The following is an 18,099-nucleotide window of genomic DNA, read 5'->3' on the forward strand; positions in this document are numbered from 1 at the left end:
GCCGTTGTGGCTGTGCTCGTAGTGCAGCATCGCGCCGACGCCGTTGCGCATGACGATATGCACCAGGTGGAAGCGCTCGCCGACGCGCTCGTAGGTCTCGTGGCGCTCCTGCCCGCGCGACAAGATGAGCTGGGTGTCGGTGGTGCGGGTCAGGCCACGGTACTCGACTGCGTCGTAATGGGTTTTGCCGACCTTGGGCAGCGGGTAGGCGTGGCTGCGGCCGTCGATATCGTGCAGCAGCAGCCCGTCGTCCTGCACATCGATGCAGGTGGTGAAGGCGGTGATCCAGCGGGCGCCGAGGCTGGCGCTGTCGAGGGCGGCCAGGCGCGAGTGGTAGGTGCGGGTCCAGGTGATCGGGAACGGTCCGGGCAGGCTGAAGTCGGTGTGCTGCAGGGTCTCGCTGCCCAGGGCGAAGTTGATGCTGTTGCAGGTGTTGGCCGGGGCGCCGTTCTTGCACTGGTTGGGGGCCTGGGAGGCAGGCATCTGCTCCTTTTGGGTCTCAACTTTGCCTTCGGCCAGCTGGTGGCGGGCCTTGCTGGTGCCGCCCGCCTTGACGTTGGCCACCACCTGTTGCGGGTTGCGCTGGCGCCACTGCTTGACGCTGCTGGCCAGGGTCAGGCGCAGGGCCTCGATGGAGCCGGGGCTGCCGGCATCGCCCAGCTTGAGGATCATGCCGCGCACCAGAGGCGCCAGGGTGCGCAGGTGCGCGCTGTGGGCCAGCAGCTCGGTCTTGCCGGCGGCGCTGAGCGCGGGGCTGACGTCGGCGCTGGTCATGCCCTTACCGGCGCTCTTGTAGGCGTTGAAGGCACCGGCCAGATAGTTGCCGATGCTGGCTTGCGGGTCATGCAGCAGCAGGCTGCCCCCGCCACCGGCCGCCACGCTGGCGGGGGCTGTGCCTGCGGCCAGGGTGGCCAGGCCGCCGGCGATGTCGAGGATCAGCTGCTCGCCGAGGGTGGCAGCGTCGGCCAGTGCGGCCTTGAGATTGCCTGCGGCCTGGCCGACGAAGTCGTCGATGCTGCCGACGATATCGGCGTTGAGGTGGCCGACCATCAGCTCGATCAGCGCATCGCCCAGCACCTGCTTGCCCTCCTGGCGCACGATGAACAGCATCGGGCGCAGGGCCATGCGGGCCGCCGCCGCGCTGGCGGGCGAGGTGACCAGGCCGATCAGGTTGATGCCGTAGGTGGCGCAGTCGATCGGGTCGGGCACCTTGTTGCGGCTGAGGATGGCGATATCGCCCAAGGCATCCACCAGGGCGATGATGTTGCCCGCCACGGCCACGTTGCCGGCCACGCCCTTGAGGCGTTCGAGGGTGACGAAGCTGGCGCTGGTGTTACGCAGCCAGGTATCGAACACCACTGCGCCACGGCCAACGTCCTCGATCTGCACCTCGGCCAGTGGGGTGATCGCGACCTGAGGGGCACGGGCGTTTTCGTTTGTTGCGGCATTCTGTGCAGTCATGAGATCAGCTCGCCTGGCATCAGGTCAGTCAGGGTATTCAGGCTCGGCGCCTTGAAGTCGGGAAGTTTGGGCAGGGTCGGCAACTTGGGCAGGCTGGCCATGGCGCCCTGGACGGCGGCACCGGCCTTGCCGGCGGCGCCCAGTGCGCTGGAAGCGGCCGGCAGCGCCGAGCTGGCGGCAGAGGCCAGTTGCGGCAAGCCAGCCACGCCGCCCTTGAGCGCGGCTTGCACCTGCTGCGCGCTTTGCAGGGTGTTCTGCCCGGTCTTGAGCAGGCCCATGCCGGTCTTCGCCGCACTCATGCCACTGCTGGCCAGTTGCTTGGCCTTGTCCAGCATGCCGCCGCTGCCGTCTGGGGCGAGCTTGGCGTACATCGATTCGAGCAGCGACGGCGTGCCCTCTTCGGCCACGGGCAGCTTCGGCCAGGGCAGGCCCTTGGCGAAGCTGCCGATGCTCCAGGTATCGGCCGTGTCGAGGCCGAACTTGGCCATGGCCGGCCCCGGCGCCGCACCGGAGACAGTATTGAACCCCTGGCCGTCCAGCGCGCCCTTGAGCACTGTGCCCAGGGCATCGGTGACTTCGTAGTCGCCGGCCTTGATGCCTTTGGTGTTGGCATACAGGTTGAACAGCTCCAGCGCGCCCTTGCCCGGCTTGGGCGGTTCGGGGAAGGTGCCGGCCATGCTCGCCCCGCCGATATGGGCGAACTGCGCGGCGTGGGCGGTGTAGTTGGCGCTGGTGACATGGGTGATGCCGCCGGCGTTGTAGGTCGTGCCGCTGCCGCCGCCTTGTACCACCAGCTCGGTCTTGGCCTTGAGGGTGATGCGGTCGGCGTTGGCGGTGATGTCGAGCTTGGCCAACAGGTTGATGTTGTCCTTCAACGCGCGGAAATCGATATCGCCGGAGGCTGCCACCAGGCGCAGGCCGAGGCTCTGCACGAACAGGCGCATGCCTTGGCTGGCGCTGGCCAGCAGGCGCTTGCCGATGGCCAGGCTGGTGTGGCCGGTGCTGCTCAGGGCCAGGTGGCTGCCGCTGGTGAGGTGGTTGGGGCCAGGGGTGGTCAGGGCGATGCCGGCGGGGCTCGACACCACCAGGTGCGGTTGGGTGAATTCGGCGAACTCGTTTTTGCTCAGGTCGCCCGGGCCGCTGCCGAGGATGCCTTGGTGCTGCTTGTGCAGGTCCTTGGCCACGGTGTCCTGGTCGCCCGGCTCCTGGGCCTGCATCTGCTTGGCCAGTTCCGCCAGGCTGTCCTGCTGGTCGCTGGCGGTGGCCAGGCGTTCGGCGGTTTCGGGCAGGTCCTTGTGGTGCTTGGCTTCGTTGGCGCGGGGTTCGGTGGTGAGCAACAAACCGCCAGCAGCGCGGATGGCGCCGTGGCGGTCGGTGCGCAGTTCGAAACCTTCACCACGCGGAGCGCCGCCGGAGGGGCGCGGGTGGGTGAGGTAACCGAGGTTCAGCGCACTGGCGCCGTGGTCGCTGCGCAGGGCTATGCTGATTTCGCTGGTGGTGTCGTCGATGCGCAGTTCGTTGCCGCGGCTACCCTTGTATTCCTTGCTCTTGATGGTGGCCAGAGTCTTGAGGTCGGGCAGCTTGTAGTGCGGCATGTTCACGCCGTGGTACAGGCAGCCGGTCACCAAGGGCTGGTCGGGGTCACCTTCAAGGAAGCTGACCAATACCTCCATGCCCACGCGCGGCAGTTGCAGCCCGGCGATGCCCTGCCCGGCCCAGCTCGACGCCACGCGCATCCACACGCTGGACTTGTCGTCGGCCTGGCCTTCGCGGTCCCAGAAGAACTGCACCTTGATGCGGCCGAACTCGTCGCAGTAGATCTCTTCACCAGCCGGCCCGCTGACCACGGCGCGCTGATCACCCAGCACCTTGGGTTTCGGGTGTTTCAGCGGCGGACGGTACGGCTGCTGCCACGGGGTAACCACGAAGAAGTTGCGGTAGCCCTGCTGGAAGCCATCGTACTTGGCGTCGACATCGCTGGTGATGGCCTCCTCCAGTACCTGCGGCTGACGCCCCTGGTGGTGCACGTCAGTGAGCAGCCACAGGTCGTTCCACTGGGCGTTGGGGTGGCTGCCCAGGGTGAGGAAGTGCCCGCTGGCGAGCAGCGGCTGGTCGCTGTCGCCGCTGGCCTGCTGGTAGTCGCTGCGGTGGCGTTCCAGGGCGCGGGTGGCCAGGTGCTTGCCGCGTGGTCGGTCGAGGAAGCGACCGGGGTAGTCGTAGTCTTCCAGGGCCGGTTCGTCGAGGCTGTCGGCGGCGCCTTCGAGCTGGATCAGCGGTTTCTTGAAGTCGTAGTCGCGGCGGGTGACGCTGCTGGTGCGGGTCTCCAGGCGCAGGGCGAAGCGCTTGATCATCGGCGTATCGGCGACCAGGCCGGAGTCGTGCTGGAACTGCACCGGCGCCAGCTTGGGGAACACCGTCTGGTCGTCGCCGAACACCAGTTGGTGGCCGTCGGCGCTGTGGCGGAAGTGGTAGTGGATCCCCTCCTCTTCGCACAGGCGCTGGATGAACTGCAGGTTGGACTCGTCGTACTGCACGCAGTACTCACGGTCCGGATACACGGCACCGAGCTGGAACTGATAGGCGTTGGCGAGAATGCCGTGCTCTTCCAGCACCTGGGCAATGATCTTCGGCACGGTCATGTGCTGGAACATGCGCTGGTTGATGCGGTGGGCCAGGTACGCCAGCTGCGGGCGCAGGGTCACCTGGTAGCGGGTCAGGCGCTTGCCCGCCTCGCCTTGCGCGGCGCGGTAGATCAGGCCGTGCAGGCCACGGCCGTCGTCGCCGAGCTGAAGGAACGCGGGCTTGTGCAGCAGGTTTTCCAGGTCCAGCGAAGGGCGCTCGCTGACCAGCTCCAGGTCGATGGCGTAGGGCTGGCTGATGGCTTCGTTGCCATCGAAGGCAAGCACTTGGAAGTCATGCTCCAACCCGTCGATGTGCAGGCTGAAATGGGTCTGGTTCGCGGCGGCAAACATCCTTGTCCCTCTATGTGCGTGAATTCGTGTTAATGCGTCCGTGGCCTGGCGTCATCGCCGGAGCCTGGCCCAGAAGCCTTGCGCGGCGAAGGCGTCGCGCAGTTGCCCGGCATCGACGCGGCGCTGCTCGGGGTCGAAGGCCAGGGCCCGGCGCAGTGCGGCCCAGGCCTTGCCTGGCATGCCGGGCGGGGCCTTGGCCGCCAGTTGCATGCCCTGGTCACGGGCCTTGAGCGACGGCACGCGCTCGAAGGGGTGGCGGCCGGTAATCAGCTCGTACAGCACGCACGCCACCGCATACAGGTCGCTGGCAGTACTCGGCGTGCCGCCTTCGAACAGTTCGGGGGCGGCGTAGGCCGGGGTCCAGGCTTCGAAGCGGCCATGGCTCAGGTGCGGCAGGCCGGCCAGCGGGCCGTCCAGGGCCAGGCCCAGGCCGAAGTCGAACAGGCGCAGGCCGTCGTCGCCGAGCATCACGTTGCTGGGTTTGAGGTCGCCGTGCACCACGCCCTGGGCATGCACGCAGGCCAGGGCGTCGAGCAGCGGCACGGCGATCTCGCGCACTTGCGCCCAGGCCAGGCCCAGCGGCTGGTCACAGAGCAGGCGGTCCAGCGAGGTGCCGCGCATCAGCTCCATGGTGATGAAGCCGCGTTCGCTCTGCGGGTCAATGGCGAAGCCTTGCAGGCGCACCAGGTTGGGGTGGCGCAGGCGGCTGGTGAGGGCGAACTCGTTGAACAGCAGGGCGTTGGCGTCGGGCGCCGTGGCCAGCTGGTCGCTCATCAGCTTCACCGCCAGCAACGGTTGTGGGTCACCGAAGCCCTCCTGCAACAGGTCGCGGGCGCGATACACCAGGCCCATGCCGCCGGCGCCGAGCAGGCGTTCCAGGCGGTAGCGCCCGGCGAGCACGTCGGGGATCGGCGCCAGCGCCCGCACGGCCGGGGCCGGCGCGGGTTGCGCGCGGCCCTTGCCGCGCCGTTTGCGCCGTGCCTTGCCGGTGCGGGCGGGCTCGGGCTCGCTGGCCTGGGTGAATGCAAAGTAAGTCGACTCGCTGCCCTGCTCAAGGGCGTCGAGCACGTCGAGCGCGTCGCCGCTGCCAAGATTCATCGGTGGATCACCACTGCGGTCAGGTTGTCTTTCGCCGCGCCGCCCAAGGCGGTGTCGAACAGGCGTTGCAGGGCCTCGCCGGGCGAGGCCAGGTCCAGGGCGTGGCCCAGGCCGCCGCTCTCCAGGCCGTCGTAGAGGCCGTCGCTGCACAGCAGGAACACGTCGCCCGGCTGCGCCTCGAACTCCAGCACTTCCAGGGTGAGGCTGGCGCTGGCGCCGACGGCGCGGGTCAGGGCCCGGGCCGAGGGGTGCTCGCGGGCCTGCTCGGCGCTCATGCTTTGCTGGTCCATCAGCTGCTGTTGCAGCGAGTGGTCGCGGGTCAGCTGGTACAGGCGCTGGCCGCGCCACAGGTAGCAGCGGCTGTCGCCGGCCCACACGCAGGCGCCGCGGCGGCCGTCGAGCAGCAGGGTCACCACGGTGCTGCCGATCACCCGCGCCTGGCCGGCGACGCTCACCGTCAGCTCCTGGCCCAGGCGCCGGTTGATCCAGTGCAGGCACTGGCGCACGGCGAGCACGCGCTCGTCGAAACTGCTGGCGGCCGGCAGATCGGCCAGGCTCTCGACGATCATCTGGCTGGCGATATCACCGGCCTCATGGCCGCCCATGCCGTCGGCGACCGCCCACAGCCCGTGCTGCGGGCAGTCGAGAAAGGCGTCCTCGTTGCGCGCACGGACCTTGCCGGGGTCGGTGCGCGCCGCGCTGCGCCAGGGGCTGGCTGCGCGCATCACAGCTCCCCTGGCAGGCGGAAGCCGCGCAGCACGCTCAGGTCGAACGGGTTCGGCGCGCGCTGGCTGGTCAGCAGGTAGTTGGCGCGCATGCCGCCGACATTGGCCTTGAGCACCATGGTGTCGCGGCCCTTGAGGTACTCGGTCTGCATCAGGTCGAGCAGGCGGAACAGCGACCACGGGCCACCGTTCTTCTCCAGCGCCATGGGGCGGCCGTTGAGCTGCTCCAGGGTCAGGCTGGTGTTGCCGTCCTGGGCTTCGGTCGGCCACTTCAGGCTGGTGGAGACGATCGGGCCGTGACGGTAGTCGATCACCGTGTCGCCGAAGCGGAACTCGGCGCGGCTCACCGCCGGGTCGAGGGTGTACGGCTCGAGCTTGAACTGCACCTGCGGCTCTTCGGGGTTCTGCGCGAAGAAGCTCTGGCGGATGGTCTGGGCGGCGCTCATCTGTTCGAGGTAGGCCTTGGTCATCGGCAGGCTCTGGCCGTCGAGGCTGCGCAGGCGGTAGGCGCCCGGCTCACCACTGACGAACGGGCGCATGTAGGTGTCGAAGAAGCGGTCCGCCACGCCCTGGGCCTTGAAGAAGTCGCGGAAGTCGCTGATCGCCACATCGCTGGTGCCATGGGCGTTGAACGGGTAGCGCGACTCGATGGTGCGGCCGTAGTGGCTGTACAGCTCGCTCTGATAGCGCTGGTTGAGGTAGGTGTAGGTATCGTTGAGCACCATGCGCCAGATGTCGTCGGACAACAGGTTGAACCAGCCGGCCACCGGGCGCGGCAGGCGCACGGTGCCGTTGCGCAGGCTGCTCAGGGCGTCACGCTGCCCCGACATGCGCGCCTTGGCCATCTGGTACGAGGCTTCTTCGGCCTGGTTGGAGCGAGCCAGGCCGGCCAGCTGCTGCTGCAGGTCGTTGAGCGCCTGCAGGGTCGGCGCCAGGTCGGGGCCCGGGCCGTTGTTGTCGTCGAGCAGCCGGTGCAGCGGCTCGAAGCGCCGTTGCAGGGCCATGCGCGCAGTGTCCGGCAGCGGCTTCTTGGCCAGGGCGTCGCGGGCCTTGTCGGCCACGGCACCGGCCACGGCCGCGCCACCCTTGCCGAGCTTCTTGGCCACGGCCTTGTTGGCGGCGGCTTCGGCGGCCGGGTTGCCTTCGTCGGTGGCTTCGGCCAGTACCGGGAAGCGGGTGTTCTCGCGCACCTCGGTGAGCAACAGCAGCAGCGGCGAGTTGGCGGCGGTCAGCGCCGACAGCTGATCGGCGCCTTCGCCGGCGTCGCTGAACGGGATCAGGCCGACCTGGTTGACCGCCTCGCCCCAGTAGTTGGCGTAGTCGCGGAAGTACAACTGCTCCAGCTCCACCATCAGGCGGCGCATGTCCATGTCGCTGATGCCGCTGCCCTCGCCCAGCACCCAGTTGTCGCGCAGGATGTCGTTGACCAGGTTGGCGCCCTGCACCGAGAAGTACTGCTGGTAACCCTGGGAGGTGTAGAAGCCGGGGATCGGGTAGTCGATGCCGACGAACTGCGCGGCCTGCGGCCCGAGCTGCTGGCTGAGACGGTATTCGGGCAGGCTGCGGGCCTGTTCGCGCAGCACGCGGTACACCACGCTGGCCAGCGATTCGGCGCGCAGCACCTGGCGGGCCTGGGCCACCAGGGCGTCGTTGAGCGGGTAGGCGAACGATTGCTCGAGCAGGCGCCCGAAGTGGGTGTTCAGGCTGTCCTGGGCGGCCGTGTTGCCGTTGTAGCGCTGCGACCAGCCAGCCGCCACCCAGTCCTTGAGCCAGGCCTGGTCGCGGCGCTCGGGCAGGCCGAGCATCAGGTAGGCGCGCAGGCTGTTGAGCAGGCGCTCGCGGTTCTTCAGGTTGCTGCGGATCTGCCCTTCGACCATCTGCGCCACCCGCGGCAGCAGCACGGTTTCCAGCTCGCGCTGGTAGGCCGGTTGCAGCACCTCGTTAGCCGGCACGCCCTGGTACAGGCCGCCGCGTTGCAGCAGCGAGACATCGCCGGGCACGGGGAACACGCGTGAGGCCTGCCAGGCGGTGTCCAGCGGCTTGAGCGCGGCCAGGGCGTCGTCGCGGACATCCAGGGCAAGGTGTTGGCGCTGCCATTGACGGCCCAGCTCACGCACCTGCTCCAGGCGTTCGTGGTTGCCGGAGAAACTGCCGGCCCACAGCGCGCCGAACAGCGCCAGGGCGCCCAGGGCACCGAGGTAGACGGCCCGTTGGCCCCAGTGGATGCGGCGGCGTTCGCGCTGGTCGAGGCCAGCCAGGTCGTACTCGGGGAAGATCACCCGGCTGAACAGTTGCAGGGTGAAGCGCGAGCGGCCCTGCACCGCGCCACGGCCGGGCTGGCCGGGGTGGAAGCCGTTGTCGCTGTCGACCCGCGGCGCCTGATGCGGCGCGCTGGTCAGGTAGAAGCCGCGCAACTGGCTGGCGCGCTGGTAGCGGTTGCCAGTGAAGGCGGCATCGACGAACAGGCACAGTTGGTCGCCGATGCGCCCCAGCTGGTGCGGGAAGTCGAGGATGCGCGCGCGGCGCTGGGTGTTGCGCTCGTGATGCATGCGCTGGGTGACCTGGTCGCCCAGGCGTTGCAGCAGGCCCTGGAATTCCTTGGCCAGCAGCTCGGTGTCGGCGCCGTTCTGGCCCTTGCCGAAGGTGATGCCGAACACTTGCTCGTTCTCTTCGCGCGACTGCTGGTCGAAGAAGGCGTCAAAGCCTTGCAGGCGGTCGGTCTTGCTCAGCACCAGGTACACCGGCACTTCGACGTGCAGGCGCTGGCGCAGCTCCTGCAAGCGCGAGCGGACTTTCTGCGCCAGGTCGTTGACCGCCGCCTCGCCCCCCAGCAGGGTGTCCAGCGGCACGGTGACCACCACGCCGTTGAGCGGGCGGTTGCGTCGGCGCAGACGCAGCTGGTCGAGCAGCACGCGCCAGGCGCTGCCGTCGATCTCGCTGTCGGACTGGTTGAGGAAGCGCCCGGCGGTGTCCACCAGCACGGCCTGTTCGGCGAAGTAGAAATCGCAGAAATCGCCGCTGGACGGATCACGGGCGAGCTTGCGCTCCAGCGCGTTGATCGGGAACTCCAGGCCCGAATGGTCGATCAGGCTGGTCTTGCCCGCACCCTGAGGCCCGAGCACCAGGTACCAGGGCAGGTCGCGGCGCCAGCGTTCGCTGCGCCCGCCATACAGGCTCGAATTTTTGAGGGTGGACAAGGCATGCTTGAAGCGGGCCTTGATCTCCCTGGCCTCCTCGTCCTTGCGCTCTTCGCGTTCCAGGCGCTCGCGGCCGTCCTCGCTCTCAAGCTCTTCCTGCTTGCGGTTGTTGGCGCGCCAGCTGGCGAACACCATCCACAGGCCCCACACCAGGAACAGGACGCTGATGGTCAGCAACCGCGCGGCGGCGTCTTCCCAGAACTTGTTGTCGGCCACGGCCAGCAACGGGCCGGCGAACCACACCAGCAGCGCCAGGGCCAGTACCAGCAGCAGGCTCCAGACCCAGGTCTTGGCGAGGAAGGCGCCTACTTTCTTGAAAAAATTCTTCATCACAGGTCCTTGTGTCACTGCCGCGGTTGGGCCGCTGGCTGCTCGAGCGTCTGGAAGGGTTGCAGGACGGTCGCGCGCTGTTCGCCCAGTACCCAGGCGAAACCGGAATACATCACCACCAGGCACACCAGGGTGAACAACGCCACGCTCCACCACGGCACGATGCGCACCGGGCTGTTGCGTTGCTGGTCGAGCCCTTCCCAACGCGGCGACAGCTCGCGGGGCACGTCGCCGCGCAGCTGGCGGATCTGCCGGAACAGTGCGTCACGGATGCCCTCGAGCTCGGACATGCCGCGGTCGATGACCCGGTACTTGCCCTCGAAGCCCAGCGACAGGCACAGGTACATCAGTTCGAGCATCGCCAGATGCTTGACCGGGTTCTTCGACATGCGGTCGAGCAGCGAGAAGAACTTCTCGCCGCCGAAGGTCTCGTTGTGGAAGGCGCTGAGCAGGCTCATCTGCGACCACTGGCTCTCGTTGCCCCAGGGGGTGGTGACCACCGCCTCGTCGACCACGGTGCACAGCAGGTAGCGGGCCACGGTGACCTGGCCGCTCTCCACGCCCTCGTAATGGATGCGCGCCTCGAAAGCGCGCACGCAGGCGCTCAGGCGCTCCTTGAGGTTGTTCAGGTCTTCGGCGGTGTCGCTGTGCTTGAGCCGCACCACTTCCGAGAGCAGCTCGCTGGCGGCAGCCACCAGCGGGTTGAGGCCGACGCTGAAGCTGCCGCTCGAGGGCAGGCGCGCCGAATAGACCATGCGCTGCTCCAGCGGCTCGGCCCGCGCCGAGCTGCCCAGGGCGGTCAGGGCCTGCCCTTGCGGTGCCGAGCCATCCTGGTTGAACAGGACGGTCTTGTCGTCCTGAGGGGTATCCATGTCCTTGCTCATGCTCAGTTCCTGATGGCCCAGAATTTCAGTTCGAGATCGGAGAACTCACTGGTGACGTGGAAGGCGAAGCCACCGGAACCGTCCATCTTCTTGCGATCTTCGGCGTCGAGTTCGACGATGAAATAGGTCTTGTTGGCGTGGAACGGGATCTGCCGCGGCGCCACCGGCAGCGGTTTGACCTTGAGCCCGGGCAGGTGCAGGTTGACCAGCTGGCGGATGCGCTCCACCGGGCCGACCTTGAGGTGCGACGGCAGGCGCTGGCGCAGCTCCTCGGATTCGCAGTTGGCGCTGGCGGCCAGCACGAACGAGGCGGTGGTGAGCAGGCCCGGGTCGTGCAGCGGCGACACCAGGATGCCGTACTGGCGCTGTTGCAGTTCCAGCTCGATGGCGTGCTGTTCGAGCACCATCGACAGTACCTGGCGGATCGACTCCATCAGCTTGCGGAAGCTCGCGCCCTGGTCGCTGTGCTGGTAGCGGGCGTCCAGGCGCGGGCGCTTGGTGTCGCTGGAGAAGGTCGACAGGTCGCCGAGCATGATCAGGAAGGTGCGGTACAACTCTTCGGGGTGCACCTGCTCCAGGCTCAGGTAGTGGCGCAGGAGCATTTCGGTGCGGTTGATCAGCTGCAGCATCATGAAGTCGCCGACCTCGGCGCCACCGACCTTGCCGTTGGAGCGGATGCGCTCGGCCAGGGTGTCACCACGCAGCGCCAGCATGCTGATGACCTCTTTGAGGCACGACAGCAGGTACACCGAGGCGTGGGTGCGGATGTAGGTGGGCACGAAGTTCGGGTCGAGGCTGATGACGCCGTCGGGCGAGGTGTCGAGGATCTCGCAGACCTTGAGCTTGACGTAGGCCTGGTCGGTTTGCTGCTCGCCCAGCAGCAGGCGGAAGTCCGGGCGCGCGCAGTTGATCTGGCTGCTGTTGTCGTCGCCGGCGTTGGAGTCGGACACCTCCACCTCGTAGGTGGTGTAGCGGGTCAGCACGTCGGACTGCTCGGGGCGGCGCGCCTCGATGTGGTTGCCGGTGACCAGCGGCAGGGCCATGAAGATCGGCGTGGCGCCGGTGTTCGGCGGCACGTCCAGGGCCAGCGGCTCGCTGCTGCCGTCGAGCTCGAACAGGCTGCCATCAGGCAGGATGCCCGCGGCGCGGCTGATCACCAGCTTGCCCATGTTGAGGAACTGCAGGTCGATTTCCAGGTTGATGAAGCCGTAGGTGTAGGTGCCCAGCAGCTGGGTGCGGGTCTTCATCTGGCTGTCGTAGTAACGGTCGTTGTGCTGGAAATGCTGGGGACGCAGCAGCATCCCTTCCTGCCAGACTACCTTGTGCACGTTCATCGCTGATCACCCGCTTGCGCCACGGCCGGCACACCGTTGTGGATGCCGGCCTGGTCGAGGTAGAGGTTGGCGGTGACCCGCTCGCCGGCGCGAATGGCCTGCACCCGGCGCCACTGCGCCTGGTCGAGGTCGCGGTAGGCGGCCATGACGCCGACGAAGCGGCTGTCGGGGTCGATGCTGAGCTTCAGGCTCAAGGTTTCGCCGGGGCGCAGTTCGTGCTCCTCGGTGGCCACCATGTCCTGGGACAGGGCCTCTTTCGGGCGCTGGTAGAGGGTGAAGAAATCGGTGCTCTCGAAGGCCACCGGGTGCTTGAGCTCGTACAGGCGCACCACCACCGGCGACGGCCGGCCGTTGATGTCCAGGTTGAGCTGGTCGGTGGCGGTCAGGGTGAGGTCGAGCTTGGTCATGTGCGAGTACGGCGACAGGGCGCTGCAGCCGGCCAGCCAGGACAGGGTGGCCAGGGCCCACGTCGCCCTGAGCATCGTGCGGGTGATGCGAGTCATGGGTTTTATCCTTGCGGGTCGTGATTGAGCGAAGCGATCAGGCGGACCTGCTCTTCGTAAGTGCGGGCGAAGTCCTTGGTCAGCAGGCGCTCGCTCCAGTCTTCGTTGCCCACCAGGGCCTGGTGGTAGCGCACGTAGGCCTTCCAGCGGCTGCCGAACAGGCCGCGGCGGCCCTGACGCTCGAATTGCAGCGCCAACTGCTCCGGGGCGAAATGCTCCAGGGTGCTGCGCAGGGCCTGGCGGCTGGCGCCGAGCATGGCCACCTGGTGCGCCTGGAGGTCGCGGAAGGCCTGGGCCACTGCCTGCTCGGCAGACAGCTGGCCGCCACGGCGCGGCTTGAGCAGGTCGCCGAGCACCTGGTCGGCTTCCAGCGGCGCCTTGATCGGGTTACGGCTGGCGCTTTGCGGGGTGGTCAGCGACAGGCGCAGTTCGTTCTTCAGCTCGCTGCGGGTGCGCAGGCTCTGTTGCAGCCCGGCGACGCTATGGCGCAGCAGCCCGGCGGCCCGCACCGCGAGGTCTTCGCGGGCCTGCTCGTCGAGGTTGTCCAGATCGACACCCAGGGCCGCGCCGAAGCGCTTCCAGAAGGCGTCGTCGCGGCGTTCGCGCGGGGCCGGCACCGGTGCGGGCTCTGGCGCCACCGCCGGTACCAGGGTCGGCACGATCAGGCTTTCCTGGTCGATCTGCGCGTAGTCGGCACGCTGGCGCGCCGGGGGCTCGGGCATGGCCAGGGCGGCCAGCTCGTCCATCGGTTGCAGGCGCGTTTCTTCGTGGTCCAGGGCGCTGATGGGGTCGAGTTCGAGGAAGGCGTCGTCGGGGATGATGGCGCCACCCGGCATGCCCAGGCCGACGTCGTAGCCGGCCTCGCTGTCGATCAGGCGCGCGCGCACCTCGATGTCACCCATGCGGTAAATCGCGCCTTGCTCGATGCGGTGCAGCTCGCCCTTGCGCAACTGTGCACCGCTGCTGGCCAGGCGGATGCCGTTGCTGCTGGTGTCGGTGAGGAAGAACGCGCCGTTCTGGTAGGTGACCTGGGCGTGATGGCTGGACAGGTGACGCTTGTCGTCCTCAATGCACCAGTGGCAGTCCTTGGCCCGGCCGATCTCGCCACCGGCGCGGCCAAAGGTCTTGTTCGGCGAGTCGGTGCGGCCGTGCTGGCGTTTGTCGAGCAGTTCGAAAACCAGTTCCATGGTCAGGGCTCCTTGCGCTCAGTTGTCACGGTTGAGGGCCTGGGGGTCTCCCAGGGGGCGGTAGCTGTCGTCGTCGAACTTGTAGTTGCCTGTGCAACCGGCCAGGGCGAACGCGGTGAGCAGGGCCAGCAAGCTGGCCCGGCAGTAACGGTGAAGCATGGGGGCGGCTCCATGTGCGGATGAGGCAGGCACCGTTACGGGTGCGCCTGGGGTAAAGGGAGTAAGTGTCGGGGTCATGCCGGTCAGCCCTCGCAATCGCCGATCTGGATGTTCAGGCGCCCCAGCCGGTACAGCAGGGTGCGCCGCGGCAGCCCGAGTTCGCGGGCGGCCAGGGTCTGGTTGCCGTCGTGCTTGCGCAGGCAGTCGAGCAGCAGGCTGCGCTCGACTTTCTCCAGGCGCTCGCGCAGGTTCAGCTCGTTGTCTTCGGGCGGCGGTTCGGCCAGGTTCAACGAGAAGTGGCCGACCTCCAGCGCATCGCCTTCGCACAGCAGCACCGCGCGCTCCACCAGGCCCTTGAGCTCGCGCACGTTGCCGGGGAAGGCGTAGCTTTCGAGGTGATCGAGGGCGGCCTGGGTCCAGCCCACCGGGCTGCGCTGCAGGAAAGTGCAGGCCTTGTCGCAGAAGTGCCGGGCCAGGGTGATGACATCGCCGACGCGCTGGCGCAGCGGCGGCAGCTCGATGGGGAACTGCGCCAGGCGGTAGTAGAGGTCTTCGCGGAACAGGCCGTCGGCGACCATCTGCGCCAGGTCGCGATGGGTGGCGGCGATGATGCGCACGTCGATCTTGTGGGTGACGTTGGCGCCCAGCGGGCGGATCTCGCCCTCTTGCAGCACGCGCAGCAGCTTGGCCTGCAGGGCCAGGGGCATGTCACCGATCTCGTCGAGCAGCAGGGTGCCGCCGTCGGCGGCATCGAACAGCCCCGGGCGGTCGCGGTCCGCGCCGGTGAAGGCGCCTTTGCGGTAGCCGAACAGTTCGCTCTCCAGCAGGCTCTCGGGGAAGGCTGCGCAGTTCTGTACCACCAGCGCGCCGGAGCGGCGCGGGCCGTAGTCGTGGATGGCGCGGGCCACCAGCTCCTTGCCGGTGCCGGTCTCGCCGCGCAGCAGCACGGTGTAGGGGCTGTGCAGGACCTTGCTGATCATCTGGCAGGTCTGGCGCATGGCCGGGCTCTGTCCGATCAGGCCGTAGCTGCTGGCGGCCACCGGGGCGCGGCCGCTCGCCTGGGGCTGTGGCCCGGGCTGGTGCAGGCGGCGCAGCAGTTGCAGTTGGCCCATGGTGAAGCTGCCGAGCTGGCCGAGGGAGTCGGCGAAGGCTTCAAGCCCGCCGCGCACGCGGTTCACGCACAACAGCACCCCGGCCACCCGCTGTTGCGCGGTCAGCAGGGGCACCGCCAGCAGTGCTTGCCAGGGCGTGGCCTGGCTGGGCAGGAAGCTGGTGTCGAACAGGCTGGCGGAAAGGTCGCTGATGTTCACCACGCGGTTCTGGCACAGGGCGAACTGCAACAGCTGCTCGCCGTTGTAGTCGGCCGGCAGGCTGGAGCAGTCACGCGCCAGCAGCCGCCCGTCGAGCCAGGCGGCTTCGAGCCCGAGCCGGGTGTGGGTCGGGTCGAGCAGGTAGACCTGCACCAGCGGGCAGCCGCTGAGCTCGGCCACGGCCGGCACCAGTGCCTGCAGCAGGCCTTGCTCGTCAGTTGCCCGCGCCAGCTCGGTGAAGGTGCCCAGCAGCGCTTCGGCGTAGGCCAGCGGTTGTGGCACGTGCGTGAACATCACCCCCACCTCAGGCGAACTCGCAGGTCACGCCGGCATCCCCGTCGAGGGTGGCGTGTACGCGGCTGATCGCCTCGCCGCTGGCCATGGCGTCGAGCAGGCGGTCGGCGACCTTGGGCAGCACGTGGGTGTCGATCAGGTGGTCGATCAGGCGCGCGCCGGCTTCGCTCTGGCTGCAGCGCTCGGCCAGGTGGTCGACCAGGGCCTGGCAGTGGCTGAACGCCAGTTGCCGACGCTGCAAACGCTCGCCCAGGCGGCCCAGCTTGATTTCGATCAGCTCGCGCAGCACCGGGCCGCCCACTGGGTAGTACGGCACCACGCGCATGCGCGCCAGCAGCGCCGGCTTGAAGTGGCGGCTGAGCGCCGGGCGGATGTGCTGTTCAAGCAGCTCGGCGTCAGGGCGCCCGCCGTTTTCGCACAGGGCGCTGATCTGGTCGCTGGCCAGGTTGGAGGTCATCAGGATCAGCGTGTTGCGAAAATCGATCTGGCGGCCTTCGCCATCGTTGGCCACGCCCTTGTCGAAGATCTGATAGAACAGGTTGAGCACGTCCGGGTCGGCCTTCTCCACCTCGTCCAGCAGCACCACCGAATACGGCTTCTGGCGCACCGCCTCGGTGAGCATGCCGCCTTCGCCGTAACCGACGTAGCCGGGCGGCGCGCCGATCAGGCGCGAGACGGTGTGCTTCTCCTGGAACTCGGACATGTTGATGGTGGTGATGAAACGGTCGCCGCCGTACAGCAGGTCGGCCAGCGCCAGCGCGGTTTCGGTCTTGCCGACGCCGCTGGGGCCGACCAGCAGGAACACGCCCACCGGTGCGTCGGGCTTGTTCAGGCCGGCGGCGGTGGCGCGCATGGAGCGGTTGAGCGCATGCACGGCCTGCTCCTGGCCACGGATGCGGGCGCGCAGGTCGTCGGCGAAGGTGATTACCTTGGCGTTGTGCTCGCGGGCCAGTTGGCTCAGCGGCACGCCGGTCCAGGCGCTGATCACCTCGGCCACCAAGCGTGGGCACACTTCGGCGCTGACCAGGCGTTCTTCGGCCTGGGCGTCGAGCAGGGCCTGATGGGTCTCGGCCAGGCGCTGTTGCAGCTGTTCGCGGCTTTCGCCTTCGACGACGGCCTCGCCCTCCTCGCCCTCCTCGCCTTCGGTTTGCGCGGCCGGTGCGACGGCGGCGTTGGCAACCTGCTGGCGCAGCTCCAGTACCTGCTCGGCCAGCTCACGCTGACGGGCCCAGCGGGCGGCCAGTTCGATCTCTTGCCCGTGGGCTTCGGCCAGGCGCTGCTCGAGGGCTGCGAATGCCTCGTGATCGATGGCCAGGCCCGCCTCGGCGTCACGGCGCAGGGCGTTGCGCTGGCGCTCGCCCTCGGCCAGTTCGGCACGCAGGCGCTCGAGGCTGTCGGGGGCGGCAGCCAGGCTGATGCGCACCCGGGCGCAGGCGGTGTCGAGCACGTCGACGGCCTTGTCGGGCAGCTGCCGGCCGGTCAGGTAGCGCGCCGACAGTTCGGCGGCGGCGACCACGGCGTCGTCGCGCAGGTAGATGCCGTGGCTCTTCTCGTACAGCTGGGCCAGGCCACGCAGGATGGTCACCGCCTCGCCCACGGTGGGCTCGAGCAGTTGCACCGGCTGGAAGCGACGGGCCAGGGCCGGGTCTTTCTCGAAGTACTTCTTGTACTCGGCCCAGGTGGTGGCGGCGATGGTGCGCAGCTCGCCACGGGCCAGTGCTGGCTTGAGCAGGTTGGCGGCGTCGGAGCCACCGGCGTTACCGCCGGCACCGATCAGCGTGTGGGCTTCGTCGATGAACAGGATCACCGGGCGCGGCGCGGCCTTGACCTCGTCGATCACCCCCTTGAGGCGGCGCTCGAACTCGCCTTTGACGCTGGCGCCAGCCTGCAACAGGCCCATGTCCAGCGCCAGCAGGTCGACCCCTTGCAGGGCCGGCGGCACTTCGCCAGCGACGATGCGCGCGGCCAGGCCTTCGACCACGGCGGTCTTGCCCACGCCGGCTTCGCCGACCACGATCGGGTTGTTCTTGCGCCGGCGAGCGAGGATATCGATCATCTGGCGGATCGACGCGTCGCGGCACAGTACCGGGTCGAGCTTGCCGTCACGGGCCTGCTGGGTGAGGTTGTGGGTGAAGCGCTGCAACATCGATTCGCCCTGGGGCGCGCCGGGGGCCTTGGCGGCGGCCGGTTGCTGGGCCAGGGCGTAGCCCTTGAGGCGTTCGATATCCAGGCCGCCGAGCAGCTTGTGATAGCGGCTGCCGGCGTAACGCAGCGGGTTGCGCAGCAGGCCGAGGATCAGCGCGGCCTGGTCGACCTGGCTCTGGCCCAGCTCGAGGTTGGAGACCAGCAACGCGTCCTGCAGCCACTGCACCAGCTCCGGGGCAAACACCGGGTTGCGGGTGGCGCTGTGCTCGACGTTGGGTTGCAGCGCGGCGCTGAACGCGCCGGTATCGATCGCGGCGTCCTGCAGCGCACGCTGCAACAGGCTGTCGGGGCGCTCGAGCAGGCCCAGCAGCAGGTCCTCGATGAGGATCTTGCTGCCGCCGCGGGCGACGCAGCGCTCGGCGGAACGTTCAAGGTCGCGGCGGCTGTCGGCGTCCAGGGCCTGGACGAGTTGTTGCAGGTCTACGTTGATCATGGCCATT

The 18,099-nt window shown here is 68.4% G+C and carries 12 protein-coding genes; all 12 read right to left on the reverse strand.

The features are described from left to right. Positions 1 to 1,461 (reverse strand): DUF6531 domain-containing protein (locus tag ABE459_RS10765; RefSeq protein ID WP_346648025.1); only part of this gene is annotated, 1,461 nt, incomplete at its 3' end. After that, the gene (gene tssI, locus ABE459_RS10770) at positions 1,458 to 4,433 is read right to left on the reverse strand and encodes a type VI secretion system tip protein TssI/VgrG (protein WP_125462401.1); all 2,976 of its coding nucleotides are present in this window, start codon (positions 4,431 to 4,433) and stop codon (positions 1,458 to 1,460) included. The genes ABE459_RS10765 and tssI, both read right to left, overlap by 4 nt. Before the next feature lie 51 nt (positions 4,434 to 4,484). Continuing rightward, the gene (locus ABE459_RS10775; RefSeq protein WP_323833004.1) at positions 4,485 to 5,531 is read right to left on the reverse strand and encodes a serine/threonine-protein kinase; all 1,047 of its coding nucleotides are present in this window, start codon (positions 5,529 to 5,531) and stop codon (positions 4,485 to 4,487) included. Next, positions 5,528 to 6,256: a PP2C family serine/threonine-protein phosphatase gene (locus ABE459_RS10780; RefSeq protein WP_125462399.1), complete on the reverse strand. Its 729-nt coding sequence runs from the start codon at positions 6,254 to 6,256 to the stop codon at positions 5,528 to 5,530. Before ABE459_RS10780 ends, ABE459_RS10775 begins: the two co-directional genes overlap by 4 nt. Then, complete coding sequence (gene tssM / locus ABE459_RS10785) at positions 6,256 to 9,783, reverse strand: type VI secretion system membrane subunit TssM (RefSeq protein WP_323833002.1); 3,528 nt, start codon at positions 9,781 to 9,783, stop codon at positions 6,256 to 6,258. The genes ABE459_RS10780 and tssM overlap by 1 nt, the downstream gene beginning before the upstream one ends. A gap of 14 nt (positions 9,784 to 9,797) precedes the next feature. Continuing rightward, positions 9,798 to 10,667 carry a type IVB secretion system protein IcmH/DotU gene (icmH, locus tag ABE459_RS10790; RefSeq protein WP_125462397.1) on the reverse strand — a complete coding sequence of 290 codons (870 nt, stop codon included), beginning with the start codon at positions 10,665 to 10,667 and terminating at the stop codon, positions 9,798 to 9,800. 2 nt (positions 10,668 to 10,669) lie between these two features. Further along, positions 10,670 to 12,001, reverse strand: coding sequence for a type VI secretion system baseplate subunit TssK (gene tssK / locus ABE459_RS10795; protein WP_110996301.1), 1,332 nt, complete (start codon positions 11,999 to 12,001; stop codon positions 10,670 to 10,672). Next, a complete protein-coding gene (gene tssJ, locus ABE459_RS10800; RefSeq protein ID WP_110996300.1) occupies positions 11,998 to 12,504 on the reverse strand; it encodes a type VI secretion system lipoprotein TssJ in 507 nt (168 codons plus the stop codon). Before tssJ ends, tssK begins: the two co-directional genes overlap by 4 nt. Before the next feature lie 5 nt (positions 12,505 to 12,509). Further along, positions 12,510 to 13,691 (reverse strand): type VI secretion system-associated FHA domain protein TagH, encoded by a 1,182-nt coding sequence (gene tagH, locus ABE459_RS10805; RefSeq protein ID WP_258644232.1) that lies wholly within the window; start codon positions 13,689 to 13,691, stop codon positions 12,510 to 12,512. 18 nt (positions 13,692 to 13,709) lie between these two features. Then, positions 13,710 to 13,850, reverse strand: a complete 141-nt coding sequence (locus ABE459_RS10810) for a type VI secretion protein (RefSeq protein WP_125462395.1) — start codon at positions 13,848 to 13,850, stop codon at positions 13,710 to 13,712. Between the two features lie 83 nt (positions 13,851 to 13,933). Next, positions 13,934 to 15,454 (reverse strand): sigma 54-interacting transcriptional regulator, encoded by a 1,521-nt coding sequence (locus tag ABE459_RS10815; RefSeq protein ID WP_258644229.1) that lies wholly within the window; start codon positions 15,452 to 15,454, stop codon positions 13,934 to 13,936. Positions 15,455 to 15,464: 10 nt separating this feature from the next. Next, a complete protein-coding gene (gene tssH, locus ABE459_RS10820; protein WP_323832999.1) occupies positions 15,465 to 18,098 on the reverse strand; it encodes a type VI secretion system ATPase TssH in 2,634 nt (877 codons plus the stop codon). Position 18,099: the final 1 nt, after the last annotated feature.

This window comes from Pseudomonas sp. TWI923, from assembly GCF_039673365.1.
Taxonomy (GTDB): Bacteria; Pseudomonadota; Gammaproteobacteria; order Pseudomonadales; family Pseudomonadaceae; genus Aquipseudomonas; species Aquipseudomonas sichuanensis.

What these genes read in the sequence shown, in the direction of transcription:
- tssI (WP_125462401.1), bottom strand. Translation starts at nt 4,433, where the DNA reads ATGTTTGCCGCCGCGAACCAGACCCATTTCAGCCTGCACATCGACGGG.
- tssK (WP_110996301.1), bottom strand. Translation starts at nt 12,001, where the DNA reads ATGAACGTGCACAAGGTAGTCTGGCAGGAAGGGATGCTGCTGCGTCCC.
- ABE459_RS10810 (WP_125462395.1), bottom strand. Translation starts at nt 13,850, where the DNA reads ATGCTTCACCGTTACTGCCGGGCCAGCTTGCTGGCCCTGCTCACCGCG.
- ABE459_RS10815 (WP_258644229.1), bottom strand. Translation starts at nt 15,454, where the DNA reads ATGTTCACGCACGTGCCACAACCGCTGGCCTACGCCGAAGCGCTGCTG.
- ABE459_RS10780 (WP_125462399.1), bottom strand. Translation starts at nt 6,256, where the DNA reads ATGCGCGCAGCCAGCCCCTGGCGCAGCGCGGCGCGCACCGACCCCGGC.
- ABE459_RS10775 (WP_323833004.1), bottom strand. Translation starts at nt 5,531, where the DNA reads ATGAATCTTGGCAGCGGCGACGCGCTCGACGTGCTCGACGCCCTTGAG.
- tssJ (WP_110996300.1), bottom strand. Translation starts at nt 12,504, where the DNA reads ATGACTCGCATCACCCGCACGATGCTCAGGGCGACGTGGGCCCTGGCC.
- tssM (WP_323833002.1), bottom strand. Translation starts at nt 9,783, where the DNA reads ATGAAGAATTTTTTCAAGAAAGTAGGCGCCTTCCTCGCCAAGACCTGG.
- tssH (WP_323832999.1), bottom strand. Translation starts at nt 18,098, where the DNA reads ATGGCCATGATCAACGTAGACCTGCAACAACTCGTCCAGGCCCTGGAC.
- tagH (WP_258644232.1), bottom strand. Translation starts at nt 13,691, where the DNA reads ATGGAACTGGTTTTCGAACTGCTCGACAAACGCCAGCACGGCCGCACC.
- icmH (WP_125462397.1), bottom strand. Translation starts at nt 10,667, where the DNA reads ATGAGCAAGGACATGGATACCCCTCAGGACGACAAGACCGTCCTGTTC.